Source organism: Kitasatospora sp. NPDC087861 (assembly GCF_044742585.1).
GTDB lineage: Bacteria > Actinomycetota > Actinomycetes > Streptomycetales > Streptomycetaceae > Kitasatospora.
On record NZ_JBIUUS010000037.1, the window covers coordinates 1 to 19,545 of the forward strand.

The 19,545-nt window shown below is 73.0% G+C and carries 19 protein-coding genes and 1 pseudogene; 6 read left to right on the forward strand and 14 right to left on the reverse strand.

The features are described 5' to 3' along the window. Positions 1-144 precede the first annotated feature (144 nt). The 3 genes and pseudogenes from ACIOJE_RS34010 to ACIOJE_RS34020 all read right to left on the reverse strand — a co-directional run bounded on the left by ACIOJE_RS34010 (position 145) and on the right by ACIOJE_RS34020 (position 2,060). Positions 145-948: a DUF3710 domain-containing protein gene (locus ACIOJE_RS34010; RefSeq protein WP_280684982.1), complete on the reverse strand. Its 804-nt coding sequence runs from the start codon at positions 946-948 to the stop codon at positions 145-147. A 2-nt stretch (positions 949-950) separates the two neighbouring features. After that, positions 951-1,485, reverse strand: a pseudogene (gene dut / locus ACIOJE_RS34015) (dUTP diphosphatase). Next, positions 1,482-2,060, reverse strand: coding sequence for a PaaI family thioesterase (locus ACIOJE_RS34020; RefSeq protein ID WP_280685043.1), 579 nt, complete (start codon positions 2,058-2,060; stop codon positions 1,482-1,484). The pseudogene dut and the gene ACIOJE_RS34020 overlap by 4 nt, the downstream one beginning before the upstream one ends. Before the next feature lie 135 nt (positions 2,061-2,195). Here ACIOJE_RS34020 and ACIOJE_RS34025 point away from each other — a divergent pair, with 135 nt between their 5' ends. Next, positions 2,196-2,645, forward strand: a complete 450-nt coding sequence (locus tag ACIOJE_RS34025) for a DUF3093 domain-containing protein (protein ID WP_280684984.1) — start codon at positions 2,196-2,198, stop codon at positions 2,643-2,645. Positions 2,646-2,931: 286 nt separating this feature from the next. On the opposite strand, the gene ACIOJE_RS34030 is transcribed toward ACIOJE_RS34025, so the two are convergent. From ACIOJE_RS34030 to ACIOJE_RS34045, 4 genes are all read right to left on the reverse strand, one after another. Next, positions 2,932-3,231 (reverse strand): DUF4193 domain-containing protein, encoded by a 300-nt coding sequence (locus ACIOJE_RS34030; protein WP_030057692.1) that lies wholly within the window; start codon positions 3,229-3,231, stop codon positions 2,932-2,934. Between the two features lie 473 nt (positions 3,232-3,704). Continuing rightward, on the reverse strand, positions 3,705-4,688 hold the full coding sequence (locus ACIOJE_RS34035) for an acyl-ACP desaturase (protein ID WP_280684985.1): 984 nt from the start codon (positions 4,686-4,688) through the stop codon (positions 3,705-3,707). A 239-nt stretch (positions 4,689-4,927) separates the two neighbouring features. Next, on the reverse strand, positions 4,928-6,223 hold the full coding sequence (locus tag ACIOJE_RS34040) for a sensor histidine kinase (protein ID WP_400781559.1): 1,296 nt from the start codon (positions 6,221-6,223) through the stop codon (positions 4,928-4,930). A gap of 128 nt (positions 6,224-6,351) precedes the next feature. Then, complete coding sequence (locus tag ACIOJE_RS34045; RefSeq protein WP_280684986.1) at positions 6,352-7,005, reverse strand: response regulator transcription factor; 654 nt, start codon at positions 7,003-7,005, stop codon at positions 6,352-6,354. 442 nt (positions 7,006-7,447) lie between these two features. Here ACIOJE_RS34045 and ACIOJE_RS34050 point away from each other — a divergent pair, with 442 nt between their 5' ends. Beyond that, entirely contained in the window at positions 7,448-7,633 is a 186-nt protein-coding gene (locus ACIOJE_RS34050) for a hypothetical protein (protein ID WP_030057688.1), read from the forward strand. A gap of 146 nt (positions 7,634-7,779) precedes the next feature. Here ACIOJE_RS34050 and ACIOJE_RS34055 read toward each other — a convergent pair whose 3' ends face one another. Next, entirely contained in the window at positions 7,780-8,598 is an 819-nt protein-coding gene (locus ACIOJE_RS34055) for an inositol monophosphatase family protein (protein ID WP_400781561.1), read from the reverse strand. Between the two features lie 14 nt (positions 8,599-8,612). Further along, the gene (locus tag ACIOJE_RS34060; RefSeq protein ID WP_400781563.1) at positions 8,613-9,755 is read right to left on the reverse strand and encodes a ferrochelatase; all 1,143 of its coding nucleotides are present in this window, start codon (positions 9,753-9,755) and stop codon (positions 8,613-8,615) included. A gap of 127 nt (positions 9,756-9,882) precedes the next feature. Between ACIOJE_RS34060 and ACIOJE_RS34065 the strand changes: the two genes are divergently transcribed. Both ACIOJE_RS34065 and ACIOJE_RS34070 read left to right on the forward strand, forming a co-directional pair. Beyond that, a complete protein-coding gene (locus tag ACIOJE_RS34065) occupies positions 9,883-11,151 on the forward strand; it encodes an MFS transporter (protein WP_280684989.1) in 1,269 nt (422 codons plus the stop codon). Positions 11,152-11,255: 104 nt separating this feature from the next. Then, a complete protein-coding gene (locus ACIOJE_RS34070; RefSeq protein ID WP_280684990.1) occupies positions 11,256-12,578 on the forward strand; it encodes a D-arabinono-1,4-lactone oxidase in 1,323 nt (440 codons plus the stop codon). A 64-nt stretch (positions 12,579-12,642) separates the two neighbouring features. Here ACIOJE_RS34070 and ACIOJE_RS34075 read toward each other — a convergent pair whose 3' ends face one another. Next, positions 12,643-13,503 (reverse strand): hypothetical protein, encoded by an 861-nt coding sequence (locus tag ACIOJE_RS34075; protein WP_400781566.1) that lies wholly within the window; start codon positions 13,501-13,503, stop codon positions 12,643-12,645. 517 nt (positions 13,504-14,020) lie between these two features. On the opposite strand from ACIOJE_RS34075, the gene sepH reads away from it, so the two are divergent. After that, positions 14,021-15,094, forward strand: coding sequence for a septation protein SepH (gene sepH, locus ACIOJE_RS34080; protein ID WP_280684992.1), 1,074 nt, complete (start codon positions 14,021-14,023; stop codon positions 15,092-15,094). Between the two features lie 57 nt (positions 15,095-15,151). Here sepH and ACIOJE_RS34085 read toward each other — a convergent pair whose 3' ends face one another. Then, a complete protein-coding gene (locus ACIOJE_RS34085) occupies positions 15,152-16,027 on the reverse strand; it encodes a sulfurtransferase (protein ID WP_280684993.1) in 876 nt (291 codons plus the stop codon). A 166-nt stretch (positions 16,028-16,193) separates the two neighbouring features. On the opposite strand from ACIOJE_RS34085, the gene ACIOJE_RS34090 reads away from it, so the two are divergent. Next, a complete protein-coding gene (locus ACIOJE_RS34090) occupies positions 16,194-16,934 on the forward strand; it encodes a VOC family protein (RefSeq protein ID WP_348534174.1) in 741 nt (246 codons plus the stop codon). Between the two features lie 8 nt (positions 16,935-16,942). Here the strand turns inward: ACIOJE_RS34090 and ACIOJE_RS34095 are convergent, their stop codons facing one another. From ACIOJE_RS34095 to ACIOJE_RS34105, 3 genes are all read right to left on the reverse strand, one after another. Then, positions 16,943-17,599: a thymidine kinase gene (locus ACIOJE_RS34095; RefSeq protein WP_280684995.1), complete on the reverse strand. Its 657-nt coding sequence runs from the start codon at positions 17,597-17,599 to the stop codon at positions 16,943-16,945. A gap of 61 nt (positions 17,600-17,660) precedes the next feature. After that, positions 17,661-18,848, reverse strand: a complete 1,188-nt coding sequence (locus tag ACIOJE_RS34100; RefSeq protein WP_400781569.1) for an alkaline phosphatase family protein — start codon at positions 18,846-18,848, stop codon at positions 17,661-17,663. 35 nt (positions 18,849-18,883) lie between these two features. Next, positions 18,884-19,483: a DUF5998 family protein gene (locus ACIOJE_RS34105; protein WP_280684997.1), complete on the reverse strand. Its 600-nt coding sequence runs from the start codon at positions 19,481-19,483 to the stop codon at positions 18,884-18,886. Between the last annotated feature and the right edge of the window lie 62 nt (positions 19,484-19,545).

Sequence of the window (19,545 nt, forward strand, 5' to 3'; positions counted from 1 at the left end):
GGAGTTTCATTCATCGGATTTCGCTTTCCGCTTGTCCCCGCTCTCTCGCGGCGACTCCGGAACTGTACGGGGACGGACCCGCCACATGCAAATCGCCCCTGCCCGGTGTCCCGGGCAGGGGCGATCAGTACGGCACGCACCAGGTCAGCGGACCTCGGTGATCTCCGGACCACGGGCGAACGGGTCGAGGGCCGCACCGCCGAAACGGCTCTCTCCCTCGCCGGCCGACGCAGCCGCACCGCCACCGTCGGCGACCATCTGCGCGTCCTCGGGCAGCTTCAGCACGATCGGGTCGCGGGGCGCCATCGGGGTCTCGCCGCGGACGACGACCGTCTGCTGGAAGACCTGCTCCAGGATCCCGGCCATCTCCGGCTGCACGGCGGCCTGGCCCGAGATCACGCCACGCAGGAACCAACGCGGGCCGTCGCAGCCCACGAAGCGCACCAGCTGCACGCCCTGGGTGCCGTCCGGCAGCTGCACCGGGACCTGGGCACGGAGGTGCCAGCCGAGCGGGCCTTCCTCCTCCTCGATGAGGCCGCCCTGCGAGGTGATGCCGTTGGCGATCTCCTCCCGGACCTCCCCCCAGATGCCCTCCGACTTCGGAGCGGCGAAGGCCTGCAGCTGGATGGCGCTGTTACCGAGGACGAGGGTCGCGGCGACGATCGCGTCACCGGCCACCTCCACGCGCAGCTCCATGCCCTCGACACCGGGGACCAGCAGACCCCCGAGGTCGACCCGCCCCTCCTCGGGGTTCTCCAGCTCGGAGTGGTCCCACGGGCCGTCCGGCCGCGGAGCCGGCGGCAGGCCGACCTTGTCGGCCGGGTCCAGCTCGGTCACGTTCTCGCTCTCGGCGGAACCTTCGACGTCATCGGCCGTCTCGTCGGCGCTGATGGCGTCGTCGGCGAGCTGCTCGACAGCGTCCTCGCTCTTCTGGCGACGACGGAACACGGTCACTGTCCTTCCCGGTCCAAGACCGATGCGAATACCTGCTCGGCTTCCTGCGAGGCCGCGGGAATGCTAGACCGCGGCGTGGCCACCGGTCGACCCGAACCCGCCCTCGGCGCGTGCCGACCCAGGTAGCTCGGCCACCTCGTGGAAGCGGGCCTTCTCGACCTGCTGGACCACCAGCTGGGCGATCCGGTCCCCTCGGCGGAAGCTGACCCCCTCGCGCGGGTCCAGATTGACGACGATCACCTTGATCTCTCCACGGTACCCGGCATCGACCGTCCCTGGGGCGTTCACGAGAGCAACTCCGCAACGAGCTGCCAGCCCGGACCGGGGGTGGACGAAGGCCGCGTAGCCGTCCGGGAGGGCGATGGCCACGCCGGTGGGCAGGACGACCCGCTCACCTGGGGCCAGCTCGGCGTCGACGGTGGTGCGCAGATCGGCTCCCGCGTCGCCGGGCTGCGCGTAGGCGGGCAGCGGCAGCTCGGGGTCGATGCGCCTGATCAGGACATCCAGCGGCGGGCGGGGGGCGTTGCTCAAGGGTTCACCTCAAAGGCTCGTGCGCGCTTCATCAGATCCGGGTCGTCGAGGACCTTCTCGATGTCCTCGGGACGACCGTGCGAGGTGAAGTGTTCCAGCTTCACCTGGATGAAGAGCGCCTGAGCGCGCACCGCGACCGGTCCGTCGGGGCCGCCGATCCGCGCCTCGGCGGCACTGTAGATCTTGCGGCCCTGGACTCCGGTGATCCACGCCCGCAGGTGCAGCACCGAGTCGACCGGGACGGGGCAGAGGAAGTCGGTCTCCAACCGGCCGGTGACGGCGGGGGCGTGCAGCAGCCAGTTCAGCGTGCCGAGCGTCTCGTCCATGGCGGTGGTCAGCACTCCGCCGTGGGCCAGGCCCGGACCGCCCTGGTGGACGTCGCGGACGGCGAACTCGGCGGTGACGTCGAGTCCCTCGCCGGCGACCGCGTCGATCCGCAGCCCGCCGGGGTGCTGCGGGCCGCAGCCGAAGCAGTGCTCGTAGTGGGAGCCGAGCCGGGTGCCGGGGGCGGGCGCCTCGGGGGCACGCGGCGGCAGCACGGCGTCCGGCGGCGGGGTGGTCGGGGTCGGCGGCATCGCGGGCGCCGGCCGGCCGGTGGGGGCGGTGGGGGTGGTCGAACCGGTCACGGGGCCCCACCCTACCCAGCGGTAGGGGCACGCCCGATGGGGGTGGCGTCCCGGCCCCGGCGTCAGGGCGCCCACAATGGGGGCATGTACGACGAACGCCTCACGGTGCCGCGCTCCTGGTGGCTGCTCCCGGTCGCGACCGGGCTCACGCTCGCGCTGATCCTGCTGCGGGTCAGCGGTCTGGCCGCACTGGTCGGGCTGGTGGTCGGCATCGCCGCCGGCGCGGTCGCGATCAGCAGTTACGGCTCGGCCCGGATCCGCGTGGTGCAGGGCTCGCTGGTCGCCGGACCGGCCCGGATCCCGGTGGACGCCCTGGGCACCGCGCACCCGCTGAGCCCCGCCGAGGCGGTGGCCTGGCGCGGGCCGAAGGCCAACCCGCGCGCCTTCATGCTGCTGCGCAGCTACGTCCCGACGGCGCTGCGGATCGAGGTGACCGACCCGACCGACCCGACGCCGTATCTCTATCTGTCGACCCGCTCGCCGATGAAGCTGGCGGAGGCGCTGGAGGAGGCCCGCCGCGGCGCCCGCACGTAGGGCCGGGGGCCGCGCACGGGCCGGGGAGGCCGGGAGCGCGCACCGGGCCGGAAGGGCCGAGTCGGAAAGACCTGGTCGGAAAAACGGAGAGGGACGGTTCCGCTGATGCGGGACCGTCCCTACGACTTTGTGTCGGCCGACGTGCTCATGGCCGACCCCGTCCTCCCGGTGCCGTCCGTCAGGACGGTCACCGGACCTGCCGTCCGGCCCCGCTGCCCGGGGCCGGAAGGGGCGCTGTGCCGGACCCGTGGAAGCCGCGGGTGCCGGGCCCTGTCCGCCGCGGTGCTCAGGCGCCGCAGTCCCGGCAGATCGGGTTGCCGTTCTTCTCGCTGTACAGCTGACTGCGGTGGTGCACCAGGAAGCAGCTCATGCAGGTGAACTCGTCGGCCTGCTTCGGCAGCACCCGGACCGCGAGCTCCTCGTTCGAGAGGTCGGCGCCCGGGAGCTCCATGCCCTCGGCCGCGTCGAACTCGTCGACGTCGACAGAGCCGCCGCCCTTGTCGTTCCGCCGAGCCTTGAGTTCCTCGATGCTGTCTTCGTTGAGCTCGTCGTCGGTCTTGCGTGGGGTGTCGTAGTCCGTTGCCATTGTTCGCTCTCCCCCTCCGGGTTTGTGCGGTGTGTGCGGTATCTCCAGCGCACGTAACGCATGGGGGGTCGGTCTTGTGCCCGACCCGAGGCGGAGATTTTGCCTTACTTCAAGCCCTGTTACTCAATCGACACTCAGCCAGGGGTCCGTTGGGGTGATCCACCGGGGTGTGGGAGGCCTCACGCTGGGCCATCGTCGACCTCCTTCAGCCCCGGCGCGGCAGCCACTCACAGTGACCGCCAGCCGTTCGAAAGCCTGCCGAATCCCTTGCCCACCTGGGGTGCCGACCAATCCTACGGACCGGCCTAGGTTCGAAATCCGATCACGGACGGCGATCGGCACCCCTGAGCAGGTGATCACTCTCCGAGGTCGGCCGACGTCATGGAGCGACACGGTGTGAGCTTGGTCACGTTCAGAATCATCCGGGGCAAACCACGGAAAATCCACCCACTTCGACTGCCCCGCCGCGCGCCCTACTCGGCGCTTCGGCGCGCGGCCCGGCGGGCCAGGATCGCGGCCTGGCGCTCCTCGAACTTGCGCGCCTGGCCGTCCAGCCCGTCCAGGAAGACGCCGAGCTCGTTCTGTGCCAGCAAGCCCTCCGGGCCGAGGCCGCCGAGCTCCATCACGCGCAGGTGGCGCAGCACCGGCTGCAGCACGTCGTCGTGGTGGATGCGCAGGTTGTAGACCCCGCCGAGGGCGATCTGCGCGGCGGCCCGCTCGAAGCCGGGGATGCCGTGGCCGGGCATCCGGAAGTTGGTGACCACGTCCGCGACGGCTCGCATGGCCTGGTCGGGGGCGATCTCCAGGGCGGCCTTCAGCAGGTTCCGGTAGAAGACCATGTGGAGGTTCTCGTCGTTGGCGATCTTCGCCAGCAGCTGGTCGCAGAGCGCGTCGCCGGCGTACTTGCCGGTGTTGCGGTGCGAGATCCGGGTGGCCAGCTCCTGGAACGCCACGTACGCGACCGAGTGCAGCATGCTGTGCGCGTTGTCGGACTCGAAACCCTCGGACATGTGGCTCATCCGGGCTCGCTCCAGCTCCACCGGGTCGACGGCCCGGGTGGCGAGCAGGAAGTCGCGAATGGCTATCCCGTGCCGGCCCTCCTCGGCGGTCCAGCGGTGCACCCAGGTGCCCCAGGCGCCCTCGCGGCCGAACATGCTGGCGATCTCGTGGTGGTAGCTGGGGAGGTTGTCCTCGGTGAGGAGGTTCACCACCAGCGACACCCGGCCGAGTGGCGTCACCTGGGACTGCTCGACGGCCCAGGCCTCGCCGCCCAGCACGCCGTCGAAGTCACGGCCCTGGCTCCACGGCACGAACTCGTGCGGCATCCACTCCCTGGCCACGCCCAGGTGGCGGTTGAGCTCCTGCTCCACGACCTCCTCGAGGGCCAGGATCAGCCGCGCGTCGGTCCAGCCGCTCGATCCGAGCGAGGTGCTGCTCTGCACAGGGGCGATGGTCACGGTCTTGCTCCCGGGGGACGGCACGCGCAGGACGGGCGCGTTGGGCGGGCACATCGGAGACACACTTACGGTTCCGTAGGTTACGACACCGTAAGTTGCCCGGGCAGCAAATGACAAGCCGCCCCCGCCAGGCCTTATGTCGTCTTGACGGGCCTGACGGGGGCGGCAGTGAACGGTCGCTTACGGAGCGCGGCGGCGGGGACGGCGCGGAGGGCCCGGGAGGGGCCCCGCGGGGCGGGTCAGGGGTTGGGGATCCGGACCCGCATGGTGAGGCCGCCACCGGCGCGCGGAGTGGCCTCGATGGCGCCACCGTGGGCGCGCACCACCGAGCGGACGATGGACAGGCCGAGCCCGACCCCCTTGTCGCTGCGGGTGCGCTCGGCGCCCTTGACCCGGCGGAACGGCTCGAAGATGTGCTCCAGCTCGTAGCCGGGCACCACCGGGCCGGTGTTCGAGACCACCAGCTCGCCACCACCGGGCACCTCGGCGGTGGCCAGCTCGACCCAGCCGCCCGGGGTGTTGTAGCGGACGGCGTTCTGCAGCAGGTTGAGCGCGAGCCGCTCCAGCAGAACGCCGTTGCCCGCGACCACGGCCGGGGAGAGCTTGGAGCGCAGCTCGACGTCGCGCTGGCAGGCCTCGGCGCGGGTCTGCTCCAGCGCCCGGGTGGCCACCTCGGAGAGTTCCACCGGGCGGCGGTCGGTCAGCTCGTTCTCGCTGCGGGCGAGCAGCAGCAGGCCCTCCACCAGCTGCTCGCTGCGCTCGTTGGTGGCCAGCAGGGTCTTGCCGAGCTGCTGGAGGTCGGGCGAGGCGGCCGGATCGGAGAGCTGGACCTCCAGCAGGGTGCGGTTGATCGCCAGCGGGGTGCGCAGCTCGTGCGAGGCGTTGGCGACGAAGCGGCGTTGGGAGTCGAAGGAGCGGTCCAGCCGGTCCAGCATGTCGTCGAAGGTGTCGGCGAGCTCCTTGAGCTCGTCGTCCGGCCCGTCCAGCTCGATCCGCCGGTGCAGGTCGGAGGAGGCGACGTCGCGCGCGGTGCGGGTGATCTCGCCGAGCGGGCGCAGCACCCGGCCGGCCAGCGCGTAGCCGACCGCGAAGGCGATCACGGCGAGGCAGACCAGCATCGTCAGCGACTTGCGCAGCAGGGTGGTCCGCGCGGAATCGGAGCGCGCCAGGTACTCGCTTGCCAGCGCCTGGTTGAACTGCGCGCCGTCCATCGAGGTGCCGCCGACCAGGATCCGGTTGCCCCCGAGGTCGAACTTGTGCGGCACGAAGCCCTGCACGGCGTCCTGGAAGAACACGTACATCAGCAGCAGCAGGACCACGCCGGCCATCAGGAACATGCCGCCGTAGAGCAGGGTGAGCCGCATCCGGATGGTGGGCCGGAAGGGCAGCCAGGCGAGCATGCCGTCGCCGGGGACGTGGCGTCCGGGGTGGTGCGGCCGGGTCGCGTGCGGGGGGTGCGGGGGCTTGGGCGGCACGGCGCGCGGGCCGCCGGCGGGCGCGCCGGAGGGCCCGCCGGCCGGGGGCGGGGTGGTCATGATGGTCCTCTCGGAGCGTCCGCCGGGGCGGGCGCGGGATGGGTGGAGTCCTGCCCGGTCCGACGGCCGGTTCCGGCCGGTTCCGGTCTGGTCCGGTCGGATCCGGCCAGGTGGTCCGGTGGGTCCGGTCAGATCCGGTAGCCGGAGCCCGGGACGGTGATGATCACCGGCGGGTCGCCGAGCTTGCGGCGCAGCGTCATCACGGTGACGCGCACGACGTTGGTGAACGGGTCGGTGTGCTCGTCCCAGGCCTTCTCCAGCAGCTGCTCGGCGGAGACGACGGCACCGCCGGCCCGCATCAGCACCTCCAGGACGGCGAACTCCTTGGGGGCGAGCTGGACGGTGCGTCCGTCGCGGATCACCTCGCGGCGGCCGGGGTCGACCGAGATGCCGGCGCGTTCCAGCACCGGGGGCAGCGGGACGGTCGCGCGGCGGCCCAGTGCCCTTACCCGGGCGACGAGTTCACTGAAGGCGAACGGCTTCGGAAGGTAGTCGTCCGCGCCGATCTCCAGGCCCTCGACCCGGTCGCTGATGTCGCCGGAGGCGGTCAGCATGATCACCCGGGTGGCCAGGCCCTGCTCGACCACCTTGCGGCAGACGTCGTCGCCGTGGACCAGCGGGAGGTCGCGGTCCAGGACCACCACGTCGTAGTCGTTGACCGCGATGCGCTGGAGCGCGGCCTCCCCGTCGTACACCACGTCGACGGCCATCGCCTCGCGGCGCAGGCCGGTGGCGACAGCCTCGGCGAGCAGCTGCTCGTCCTCGACGACGAGAACCCGCACGGTCGTTGTCCCTTCTCCAGGCCGGCCCCGGAAGCGGACGCACGGCTCCGACGGTGTCTCCATCCTGCCTGGTCCGCCGGTAAAGCAGCGATAAGCTGCCGCTCAGGCACGGTGCGGGGAGGGCGGACGGTCACGGTTCGCATCCGGACCAGTCCGGTTGGACTGTGACGCAGGCAACTTTCTCGCGCCGGAAGGTTTCCCTGTGTCCCCGGCGGGGAGGACAGCTGCACACCCGCGATCTGGCTGTTGGCCGATCGCACCCACCCGCCGTGCGTTCATCCGCGCCGGCCCTGGGGCTGGGACGTCACCGGGAGCGGCCGAAGGCCGTCTCCGCGCCCGACCGGAGATTCAAGACCTACCGGACCGGACGCTGCCGCTGGCCACACCTCCTCGGGGCGGAGAACGTACGACCGTGCACGTCCGACACAGTAAGGGGGCCCGTATGGACGCCTTCAAGGCCGGAATCCTGCAGCGCATAGCCAACGCCGAGCAGGACCTGCACCGCGCGATCGAGGCCGGGGACGAGTTCCTCGCCGAGGTGGAGCAGTCCGAGCTGGACGACCTCCGCCGACTCGCCGCCGAGCACGGTGTGGACACCGTGCTGGAGCGCCACCGCACCGCCGCCTGATCGATCCGACCTTCGACCTGACGCCGGACCTCCGGCACCAGCGGCCCTGCGGGGGTCGTGCGAAACCCCAAGCCCTGGCATCCCCTGTATGCCAGGGCTCTTCGCATGTTCCGGCGCCCGCGCCCAGGGCCGGACTCGCCCTGGGGCTAGTCGGCCCAGGCCCGCAGCGCGGCCAGGCGCTCCTGCAGCGGCTCGTACACGCCGGGGGCGGCGGCCACGGTCAGCTCGCCGTCCGGGCCGTGCCCGGGGCGGCCGCCGACCAGGGCGCCGGCCTCGGTGGCGATCAGGCAGCCGGCCGCGCGGTCCCAGGGGGCGAGCCCGCGCTCGTAATAGCCGTCCAGCCGCCCGGCGGCGACGTCGCACAGGTCCACCGCGGCGGCCCCGCCCCGGCGGATGTCCCGCACCTCGGGCATCAGGGCCAGCAGCACCTCGGCCTGGCGCACCCGCACCGGCTGGACGTAGTTGAAGCCGGTGCCGATCAGCGCCTGGCCCCACGGCGGGGCCGGGCGGACCGAGACCGGCCGGCCGTCGAGGCGCGCGCCGCGGCCGACGACGGCGTGGAACAGCTCGCCGCGGGCCGGGGCGTACACCACGCCGACGACCGCCCGGCCGTCCACCTCGGCGGCCACGCTGACCGCCCAGGAGGGCAGTCCGTACAGGTAGTTGACCGTGCCGTCGAGCGGATCGACGACCCAGCGCACCCCGCTGGTGCCGTGCCGCTCGGCGCCCTCCTCGCCGAGGTAGCCGTCCTGGGGGCGGCGGTCGGTGATCAGCTCCAGGACCAGCTTCTCGGAGGCGAGGTCCATCTCGGTGACCACGTCGACCGGGCTGCTCTTGGTGCCGGCCACACCGAGATCGGCGGGCCGGCCGTCGCGCAGCAGGGCGCCGGCCTGTCGGGCCGCGTCCAGGGCGACCTCCAGCAGGTCGTCGAGGAGCCCGTCGACGGGCAGGGCGGGGGTGGGCATGGGTCTCCTCGGGGTCAGCGCTCGGCGGCGGCCGGGCGGGGGGCGCGCGGGTTGGGGCAGCAGGCCACCGCGCACACGTCGTGGCTGGGGCCGAGCGCGCCCAGGGCGCAGCGGGTCACCGGCTCGCCGCGCTCGGTGGCGGCCCGCTCCAGCACCAGCTCGCGCACGGCGGCGGTGAAGCGCGGGTCGGCGCCGACGGTGGCGGCGCGGGCCACCGGCAGGCCGAGTTCGGCGGCCTTGGCGACGGCCTCGGTGTCGAGGTCGTACTTGACCTCCATGTGGTCGGAGACGAAGCCGATCGGGACCATCACCACGGCGGGCGCGCCGTCGGCGTGCTGGGCCTCCAGGTGGTCGCAGATGTCCGGTTCCAGCCACGGCGTGTGCGGGGCGCCGCTGCGGCTCTGGAACACCAGCTCCCAGGGCCGGTCCGCGACGCCGGTGCGCTCGGCGACGGCCGCCGCGATCAGCCGGGCGACGTCCAGGTGCTGGGCGACGTAGGCACCGCCGGGGCGGCCGCGGGCCGGGTCGTCCGGGGCGCCGGAGGTCTCGGCCATCGTGTCCGGGATGGAGTGGGTGGTGAAGGCGAAACGGGCGCCGGCCCGGGCGTCCTCGGGCAGCTGCGCCAGGGCGGCCAGGGTGGCGTCGATCATCGGCTCGACGAAGCCGGGGTGGTTGTAGAAGTGCCGCAGCTTGTCGACCCGCAGCTCGGGCAGTCCCTCGGCGGCGAGGGCGGCCAGCGCGTCGGCGAGGTTCTCCCGGTAGTGGCGGCAGCCCGAGTAGCCGGCGTAGGCGCTGGTGGCGAGGACGGCGATCCGGCGGTGGCCGTCGGCGGCCAGTTCGCGCAGCGTGTCCACCAGGTAGGGGGCCCAGTTCCGGTTGCCCCAGTAGACCGGCAGGTCCAGCCCGTGCTCGGCGAAGTCCTTGCGCAGCGCGGCGAGCAGCTCGCGGTTCTGCTCGTTGATCGGGCTGACCCCGCCGAACAGGAAGTAGTGCTTGCCGACCTCCTTCAGCCGTTCCTTGGGGATCCCGCGGCCACGGGTCACGTTCTCCAGGAAGGGGACGACGTCCTCGGGAGCCTCCGGCCCACCGAAGGAGAGCAGCAGCAGGGCGTCGTACGGGGCGGCGCCGGACGGTGAGGGTTTGCGCGCGTCGGACATGGCACCGATCCTGCCATTGAGGGACCGGGGACCTCCGGCGGGGCCGCGCGGGTGTCCGGAAATTACCGTTTGCCAAGGTACGTAAGCTGTGTTCACCGGCCTCGTTCCTTACCCCCGCGGAGCTCCCGTGCTGTCCAGCTACCGCCAGATATTCGCCTCCCCCGGCAGTCTGGCCTTCTCCTCCACCGGCTTCGTCTCCCGGCTGCCGATCTCGATGACCGGCATCGGCATCGTGACCATGCTCTCCCAGCTGAGAGGCTCCTACGGGCTGGGGGGCCTGGTGTCGGCGACACTGGCGGTCTCCGCCGCGCTGCTCGGCCCGCAGGTCTCACGGCTGGTGGACCGGCACGGGCAGCGCCGGATCATCGTGCCGGCGATGGCGATCACCGTGGTCGCCGTCGTGGGGCTGCTGCTCTGCGCGCGGTCGCACGCGCCGGACTGGACGCTGTTCGTCTTCGCCGCCGGCCTGGGCGTCATGCCGAGCACCGGGGCGATGGTCCGCGCCCGCTGGGCCCACCTCTACCGCGACGACGCCGGCAAGCTGCACACCGCGTACTCCTTCGAGGCCGTCGTCGACGAACTCTGCTTCATCGTCGGCCCGATCCTCTCCATCACCCTGGCCACCTCCGTCTTCCCCGAGGCCGGCGTCCTGCTCGCCGGGGTCTTCCTCGCCGTCGGCGTCCTGCTGTTCGCCGGGCAGCGCTCCACCGAGCCGCCGGTCCACCCGGCCGCCCGGCACGTCGGCGGCTCGGTGATCCTCAACCGCGGCCTGCAGGTGCTGATCCTCACCTTCGTCGCCACCGGTGCGATCTTCGGCTCGGTGGAGGTCGTCACCGTCGCCTACGCCGAGGCCCAGGGGCACAAGTCCGTCTCCAGCGTGATCCTGGCGCTGTGGGCGCTCGGCTCCTGCCTGGCCGGCGTGGTGTTCGGCACCCTCAAGCTCACCGGCTCGATGGCCGGCCGCTTCTTCGGCGGCGTCCTGTTCATGGCGCTCAGCATGGTGCCGCTGGTGCTGGTCGCCGGGTCGGTGCGCGGCGTCGGCGGGCTGGTCGTGGTCGGCGGCGCGCTCCTGGTCGCGGGCATCGCCATCTCCCCCACCCTGATCACCGCGATGGCCCTGGTCGAGCGGCTCGTCCCGGCCGCCCAGCTGACCGAGGGCATGACCTGGACGACCACCGGGCTCGCCCTCGGCGTCGCGGTCGGCTCCTCCACCGGCGGCTGGGTGGTCGACGCCGCCGGATCCGCCGCGGGCTACTGGGTGCCGCTGACCGCCGGGGTGTTCGGCGTGGTCGTCGCGCTGGCCGGCCTGGGCCGACTGCGTGCCGGACTCACCGTCGAACAGACCGCCGGAGGAGCCGCCGAAGCGGTCGAAGAGACCGTAGACCTCGAACGGTGAACTGACTAATCTCTCCCTACCCGTGGGCCTACCCGCGGGTAGGGCGGCCCCCACCGCCCCGGACCGCGCCGACCCCGGTCGGCCACGGAGCAGGAGGCGGCGCCATGCCCCAGGCCAGTACCGCGACCCCCACCCGGTGGACCAACTGGGCCGGGAACCAGAGTGCCCGGCCCGCCCGGGCCGCCACCCCCGGCACCGCGGAGGAGCTGGCCAAGGAGATCCTGCGCGCCGCCGAACAGGGCCGCACCGTCAAGGCCGTCGGCTCCGGCCACTCCTTCACCTCGATCGCCTCCGCCGGCGACGGCGTCCTGCTCCGCCCGTACGCGCTCACCGCCGTCCGCGAGATCGACCGCGAGGCCGGCACCATCACCGTCGAGTCCGGCCTCCCGCTCGCCCGGCTCAACCGGATCCTCGCCGCCGAGGGCCTCTCGCTCACCAACATGGGCGACATCGAGGTCCAGACCGTGGCCGGCGCCACCAGCACCGGCACCCACGGCACCGGCCGCGACTCCGGCTCGCTCGCCGCCCAGATCCGCGCCCTGGAGATCGTCCTCGCCGACGGCAGCGTCCGGCGCTGCTCCCCCACCGAGAACCCGCGGCTGTTCCAGGGCGCCCGGCTCGGCCTCGGCGCCCTCGGCGTGATCACCGCGCTCACCTTCGCCGTCGAACCGGCCTTCCTGCTCACCGCGCACGAGCAGCCGATGTCCTTCGACGAGGTGCTGGCGCGGCTGGACGACCTCACCGCCGTGAACGAGCACTTCGAGTTCTACTGGTTCCCGCACACCGACCGCTGCTCGACCAAGCGCAACAACCGCAGCCAGGGTCCGGCCGCCCCGCTGCCCCGGTTCAAGGAGTGGCTGGAGGACGACTTCCTCTCCAACACCGTCTGGGAGGGCGCCTGCCGGGTCGGCCGGCGCTTCCCCGCCAGCATCCCCGCCATCGCCTCGCTGGCCAGCCGCGCCTGGTCCGACCGCAGCTACACCGACACCGCGCACCGGGTGTTCACCAGCCCCCGCAAGGTCCGCTTCGTGGAGATGGAGTACGCGGTGCCGCGCGCGGCCGTCGCCGAGGTGCTGCGCGAACTGAAGGCCCTGGTCGAGCGCTCCGACTGGAAGGTCAGCTTCCCCGTGGAGGTGCGGTTCGCCCCCGCCGACGACCTCTGGCTCTCCACCGCCTCCGGGCGGGACAGCGCCTACATCGCCGTCCACCTCTACCGGGGCACCGCCGACCAGGGCTACTTCACCGCCGTCGAGCAGCTGATGGCCGCGCACCAGGGCCGCCCGCACTGGGGCAAGCTGCACACCCGGGACGCCGAGTACCTGGCCGGCGTCTACCCGCACTTCGGCGACTTCACCGCCCTGCGCGACGAGGTCGACCCGCAGCGCCTCTTCGGCAACGACTACCTGCGCCGTGTCCTTGGAGCGTAGGAGCCTCGGAGCGTAGGAGCCTCGGAGCGTAGAAGTCGCGGAGCGCAGGAGTCCCGAGGCCTGCCTAGGGGGTCGCGGCCCCGGTCGGCGCGGCGGGCGGCGGGGCCACGGACGTGGGGGCGTCGCTCGGCTCCGACGGCTTCGGGCTCGCCCCGCCGGACGGCTTCCCGCCGTCCGCGCTCGGGGACGAACCGGCCGACGGCGTCGCGCTCGGGGACGCCGAGGGCGAGGCCGTACCGTCGCCGCGCTCACCGGACCCGCCGCTCGGGCTCGCGCTCGGCTCCCGGCTCGGCCTCGTCGTCACCGGGGCCGAGGCCCCGCCGGACGGCGTCGGGTCCGACCCGTGCCCGCCGCCGGTGGACGGCCGCTCCGCCGGCGGCGCCTCCCGCGGCGAGGAGGACTTCGGGCCCACCACGCCGCCGAAGGAGGTGCCGTTGCCCGACTCGCCCTTCACCGTCGCCGACACCGGCTGCCCGGTGGCCAGTTCGAACGCCACGATCGGCGTCATCGCCAGCAGGAACACCAGCCCGGACACCGCCGCGTAGGTCTTCCAGGTCCAGCGCCGGCGCGCCCGCACCACCTGCGGCTCGTTCCACTCCGAGGAGATCACCGTCGGCGCCGGCTCCACCGGGCGCTCCGGCACCTGGCGCAGCCCGTTCACGGTCTGGCCCGGCCCCCGATCCACCACCGCCTCGCGCAGCTGCTCGCCGGTGCGCCGGAAGATGTGCTGGAACACCGCACCGCCGGTGGTGGCCCCGATACTGACCACCGCCGCGCCCAGGATCGTTCCGTACACCCCGAGTTCGGAGGCGAGCAGCGCCCCGGCCACGGTGGCCAGCGCACTCGCCGCGACCTGAGCCACACTCAGATCGATCCGCTTGCGCTGCTTCTCGCCGCCCTCCTCGGCAGGGCTCCGCTCCGACATCGACATCCCTCGGTCCGTACGACTCTTCCTCGAACAAGTCACTCCATCTTGCCCAAAGAAGGACACAAGGGGCGAAAATGCGGTTCTTCGTCCCCGATATATGTGAAGATGATCACCGTTCACCCGGCAGTGATCCGCCATTGGGGGCACGCTCTCTTGAGATTCCCGTGAATCGCGGGAGACTTGAGCGGCGAGCCGCCCCTCCGGATGCCACGAATGGAGTACTGTTCGTAAAGCCTGAGCCTTGGGTCGACTTGTCGACTGCGCCCACACCGGCAGCTTGACGAAGAGCCACGGAACAGGCACGCACGGCGACGCCGGTCCCGGATCGTCGCGAACACTCCGCGTGCGAGAACGGCCGGGACACCCAGGCGCGATGTCGACGGATGACGTGGCAAAAAGGCAACCGTGCCACAGCGGCGCAACCGGGCGGATGCCCGACACGCCGGGGAACTCAGCAAGGTTGTGGCCAGTCGCGAGTGGGCAGGCCACACTCAGTACGGGAGCAGCGACGCAGGTGACGTCGGCAGGCACCACCCGGGAGGTAACCGTGCCCGAACTGCGGGTTGTGGCCGTCAGCAACGACGGCACACGGCTGGTGCTCAAGGCTGCCGACAGCACGGAGTACACCCTTCCCATCGACGAGCGGCTGCGCGCCGCCATCCGCGGCGACCGGCCGCGCCTCGGCCAGATCGAGATCGAGGTCGAGAGCCACCTCCGCCCCCGGGACATCCAGGCCCGGATACGAGCCGGTGCCTCCGCCGAGGAGGTCGCCCAGGCCGCCGGCATCTCCGTCGACCGGGTCCGTCGCTTCGAGGGGCCGGTGCTCGCCGAGCGCGCCTTCATGGCCGAGCGCGCCCGCAAGACTGCCATCCGCCGCAACGGCGAATCCACCGGGCCGCAGCTCGGCGAGGCCGTCTCCGAGCGGCTCGCGCTGCGCGGCGCCGAGAAGGACACCGAGCGCTGGGACTCCTGGCGGCGCGACGACGGCACCTGGGAGGTCATCCTCTCCTACCGGGCCGACGGCGAGGGCCGCAGCGCCTCCTGGACGTACGACCCGCCCCGGCGCCTGGTCCAGCCCAACGACGACGAGGCCCGCGCGCTGATCGGCGAGAACGTCGAGCGCGAGGAGGAGTCGGTCTTCCCGTTCATCCCGCGGATCGCCCGGCTCCCCCAGGACCGGCCGCCCCGCCCGATGATCGACCGGCCGTCCGCCGACCGCATCATGTCCGCGCGCGAGGTCCGCGAGTCCCGCGAGGCCACCGCCGAGGCCAGGGACTCCCTGACCAGCCTGCTCGACGTGGTCCCCGCCTTCCGCGGCGACCTCGCCGTCGGCCCCGCCCCGATCGAGCCGGTGCCCGCCGAGGTCGCCGAGGAGAGCGAGGAGCCGGCCGCGGCCGCCCCGGCGGTCGGCGCGGGCTCGGCCTACGCCGACATCCTGATGCCGCGGGCCGTCGCCCCGCACCGCGAACGCCTGGTCGGCACCACCGACCGTCAGGCAGAGGCGGACGGCGTCCGGCCCGGCCGCCGGGCGACCGTGCCCAGCTGGGACGAGATCGTCTTCGGCAGTCGGCGCAAGAAGCAGGAGTAGCACAGCGTGCGGAAGGGGCGGGAGGCCGAGCCTCCCGCCCCTTCCGCACGCCCCGGCTCAGCCCGGCTGGTCGGTCACCGCCACCGGACGAGTCCCGTCGCTCGACCACTCGCTCCACGACCCCGGGTACAACGTCGCCGGCAGGCCGGCCACCTCCAAGGCCAGGATCTGGTGCGCCGCCGTCACCCCCGAGCCGCAGTACACCGCCGTCTCCCGCTCACCCGCGCCCAGCGCGCGGAACCGCGCCGCCAGCTCCGCGGCCGGCCTGAACCGCCCGTCGGCGGTCACGTTCTCGGCCGTCGGCGCCGACACGGCGCCCGGGATGTGACCGGCCCGCGGGTCCACCGGCTCGCTCTCGCCCCGGTAGCGCTCCCCCGCCCGGGCGTCCAGCAGCAGAGCGCCGCGCGCCCAGGACGCCGCGCCGTCCGCGTCCACCACCGGCAGCCGCCCCGGAGCCGGCTTGAAGTCGCCCTCCGCCGGCGCCGGAACCTCCGTCGCCACCGGCAGTCCGGCCGCCAGCCAGGCCGCGTACCCGCCGTCCAGCACCCGGACGTCCCGGTGCCCGGCCCAGCGCAGCAGCCACCAGGCGCGGGCCGCCGCCAGCGAGGCCGCGCCGTCGTACACCACCACCGGGCGGTCGGCGCCCACCCCGAGGCGGCGCATCGCCGCGCCGAACTCCTCCGGGTCCGGCAGCGGGTGTCGGCCGCCCCGGCCGGGGGCTCCGGGCGGGGCCGCGAGGTCCCGGTCCAGGTCGACGAAGTGGGCGCCGGGCAGGTGCCCGGCCCGGTACTCCTCGACCGCGGTCGGGCCGGACTGCGCGGCACCGACCAGCCGGTAGCGCACGTCCAGCAGCACCGGCGGGCGCGCGGCGGCGAGCGCCTGCGCCAACCCGGCCGCGGAGATCAGCGGGGAACCGTCGTTGAAGGTGGTCATGGCGGCCATTGTCGCGCAGCGCCGCCGCCCCACCGCTCTTTGTGCGCTCTTTGCCGGAATTTCCGCGCGGCCCGAGGGTTCGACACGCGCCAGGGTGGAAGCATCACCCTCGCGCGCGAGGATTTCCGTGCGCCAACCACCCACGAGGAGGCCCGCATTGCCCGCGGTGGAACTCCGACTGGCCCAGGGCACCCCCTGCTGGGTCAGCCTGCTGACCGACGACCTGGCCGGCGCCCGCGCCTTCTACGCCGACCTGCTCGGCTGGACCTACACCCAGGGCCCCGGCCAGCTCGGCGCCTACGTCCGCGCCGAACTCGACGGGGCACCGGTCGCCGGCCTCGGCGTCTCCACCGCCACCGGCTTCCCGGTGCAGTGGACCACCTACTTCGCCGTGGACGATGCCGACCGCACCACCCAACTGGTGCGCGCATGCGGCGGAACCGTCGCCGTCGGGCCGCTCCAGGCCGAACGCGCCGGGCGGATGGCCATCGCCGCCGACGTCTCCGGCGCCGTCTTCGGCCTCTGGCAGGGCGAGGAGCACACCGGCCGGGAAGCCGGCCCCGAACCCGGCGGACCGGCCTGGACCGAACTGCTCACCCCCGACACCGACGGCGCCGCCGCCTTCTACGCCGCCGTGCTCGACCGCCCCGTCCGGCCCACCGGCGGCGAGTCCGCGCTGCTCGTGCAGGGGCGACCGGTCGCCGGCATCCGGCACGACGCCGACCTGCGCGGCCACCCGCCCCGCTGGCGGGTCCACTTCGCCGTCCAGGACGCCGCGACGACCGCCCGGCACGCCGTCGAACTCGGCGGCCGCGTCCTGGTCGAACCGCACGACACCGCCCGCGGCCGCGCCGCCCGGCTGGCCGACCCGCAGGGTGGGCACTTCTCGGTGCTGGAGCTCCGGTAGGGCTCGCGCTAGGCCTGCTGCTCCTCGAAGGGCAGCACGTCCGGGGAGAGCACCGAGGCCCGCGCCGTCGCGGCGGTCTGCCGGCGGCGGTGGTGGCGACGGCAGAGCACCTCGTACCCGATCTCGTCCTCGTTCACCGAGATGTCGCCGACCACCACCTGGGCGCCCTCGACCACCATCACCCCGCCCACCGTCCGGGCGTTGTGCGTCGCCCGCGCGCCGCACCAGCACAGCGCCTCGACCTGGAGCACCTCGACCCGGTCGGCCAGCTCGATCAGCCGCTGCGAGCCCGGGAACAGCCGGGTCCGGAAGTCCGTGGTGATCCCGAACGTGTAGACGTCGATGTCCAGTTCGTCCACCACCCGGGCCAGTTGGTCGACCTGCTCGGCGTCGAAGAACTGCGCCTCGTCGCAGATCAGGTAGTCCACCCGGCCGCCCGCGGAGAGCCGGTGCACCACGTACGCGTGGAAGTCGAAGTCGTCCGTCACCTCGACCGCGTCCGCCCGCAGGCCCAGCCGGCTGGAGATGGTCGCCGCACCGGCCCGGTCGTTGCGGGTCAGGATGAGCCCCTGCCGACCGCGTGCGGTGTGGTTGTGGTCCATCTGCAGCGCCAGCGTCGACTTGCCGCAGTCCATCGTGCCCGAGAAGAACACCAGTTCAGCCATGGGTGGAGCAAGGGCCTTTCACATCAGGGGAGTTCGGGCGCAGAAGAGTCAGGGTCCGGGCTCAGCCGCGGACTTCGAGGAGCGGCACGAACTGCTCGACCGGGGTCATCGAGCCGTGCAGACCGATCATCGCGGACTCGCCGGGCTCGTTGCGGGAGGCGGTGATCGCGATGTCGTCGCGCGCCGCGGCGACCACGTCGCCGATCCGCCCGTACACCCGCTCGTCCACGGCCGGGCCGAACCAGCCCGCCGCGATCGCCTGGTCCCGGGTGGCCACCCACATCCGGTCGCCCAGCACCTCGCTCCAGACCGTGTGCACGTCGGCTGCCGCACCGGGCACCGCGTACACGTGCCGGGCCCGGCCCTCGCCGCCCAGCAGGGCCACGCCGGCGCCCAGCTCCCAGTCCTCGTCGAAGTCGATCCGGTCCTCCGGCGCGATGTCGATCATGCCGTGGTCGGCGGTCACGTACATCGCCGAGCGCGGCGGCAGCTGCTCGGCCAGCCGGCGGGCCAGCCGGTCCACCGCGTCCAGCGTCATCCGCCACTCGTCCGAGTCGACCCCGAAGCGGTGGCCCGCGCCGTCCAGCTCGCTGACGTAGGTGTACACCAGCGCCCGGTCGTGCTCGGCCAGCCAGGAGGCGGCCAGGTCCATCCGCTCCTCGCCCGTGGTCCGGCCCAGGAAGGTGCCGCCGGACAGCGCGACCCTGGTCAGCGGGGTCTGAGCGAACAGCGGGGATGACACCTGAGCGGTCGCCACCCCGGCCTCGTGCGTGCGCTCGAACACCGTCGGGTACGGCTGCCACGCCCGCGGGTCGGTGTGCGGCTGCCAGCGCAGCTGGTTCATCAGGTAACCGGCGCCCGGCACCGCGACCGTGTATCCGGCCAGACCGTGCAGCCCCGGCGGGGTGCCGGTACCGACCGAGGCCAGCGAGGTCGCCGTGGTCGACGGGAAGCCCGCGGTCAGCGGGCGGCCCGTGCCGCCCAGCGAACTCCCCACCAGCGAGGACAGGAACGGCGCGTACTCCGGGTGCCGCAGCAGCAGCTCCCAGCCCAGGCCGTCCACCAGGAACACCACCACCCGGTCCGCCGGGGCGATCGGCAGGGTCGCGGTGAACCCCGCGACGCCGAGCCCCGCCGCCACCGAGGGCAGCAGATCGCAGAGCGAGCCGCTGCCGTACGGGGGCGCGGGAGCCGTGGCCGGGTCAAGGATCTCGAAGGCGTCGAAGCCGTCGGCAGGTGCAAAGGACATGAATCCGGATTCGTAGCAGTCGGAGACGGCGGCGCTCAGACCCGCGGGCCGTTGCTGATCGTCGCGTCGGACAGCGCGCGGGCGAACACCAGCGCCTGGGCAACCGTCTCCGGGCCGTCACCGGCCTCGCTCACCCGCAGTGAAAGATCGTCAGCCGTCGCCGAACCGGTGTAGCCGTGGTCCGCCTCGCAGTTCGGGTCCGAGCAGCCCGCCGGCTCCAGGTCCAGCCGCTGCACCGCCCCCCAGCCGATCGTCAGCACCACCTCGCGCGGCAGCGTCCCCGGCGTGTACGTCTCCGGGTTCGCGACCATCCGGCTCAGCACGACCGAACCGATCCGGTCCAGCCGGACGCTCTCCGTCGACGTCGTCGCGAACGGCACCGCCGGGCTGCCGGTGTCCCCCGACTGCTCGTCCGTGTGGCTCACCACGAACCGGGTCGGGGTCAGCACCAGCACGGTCACGTGCCGGCGCACCTCGTTGGCGTCGAAGGTCGTCTCCTGGTGCACCAGGTACGAGCTGATCGGCTCCGGGCCCACCGCGGCCTCGACCGCCTCGGACACCAGGGCCGGGTAGTAGCCACTGCGCTCGATCGCCGAGCGCAGGTCCTGAGTGCTGGTGGTACCGGTCTTCGCCATAACTCCATCCTGGCATGGTCCGCCGACGAAGCGGGCGGCACGGCGCCGAGCTTCGGACAACA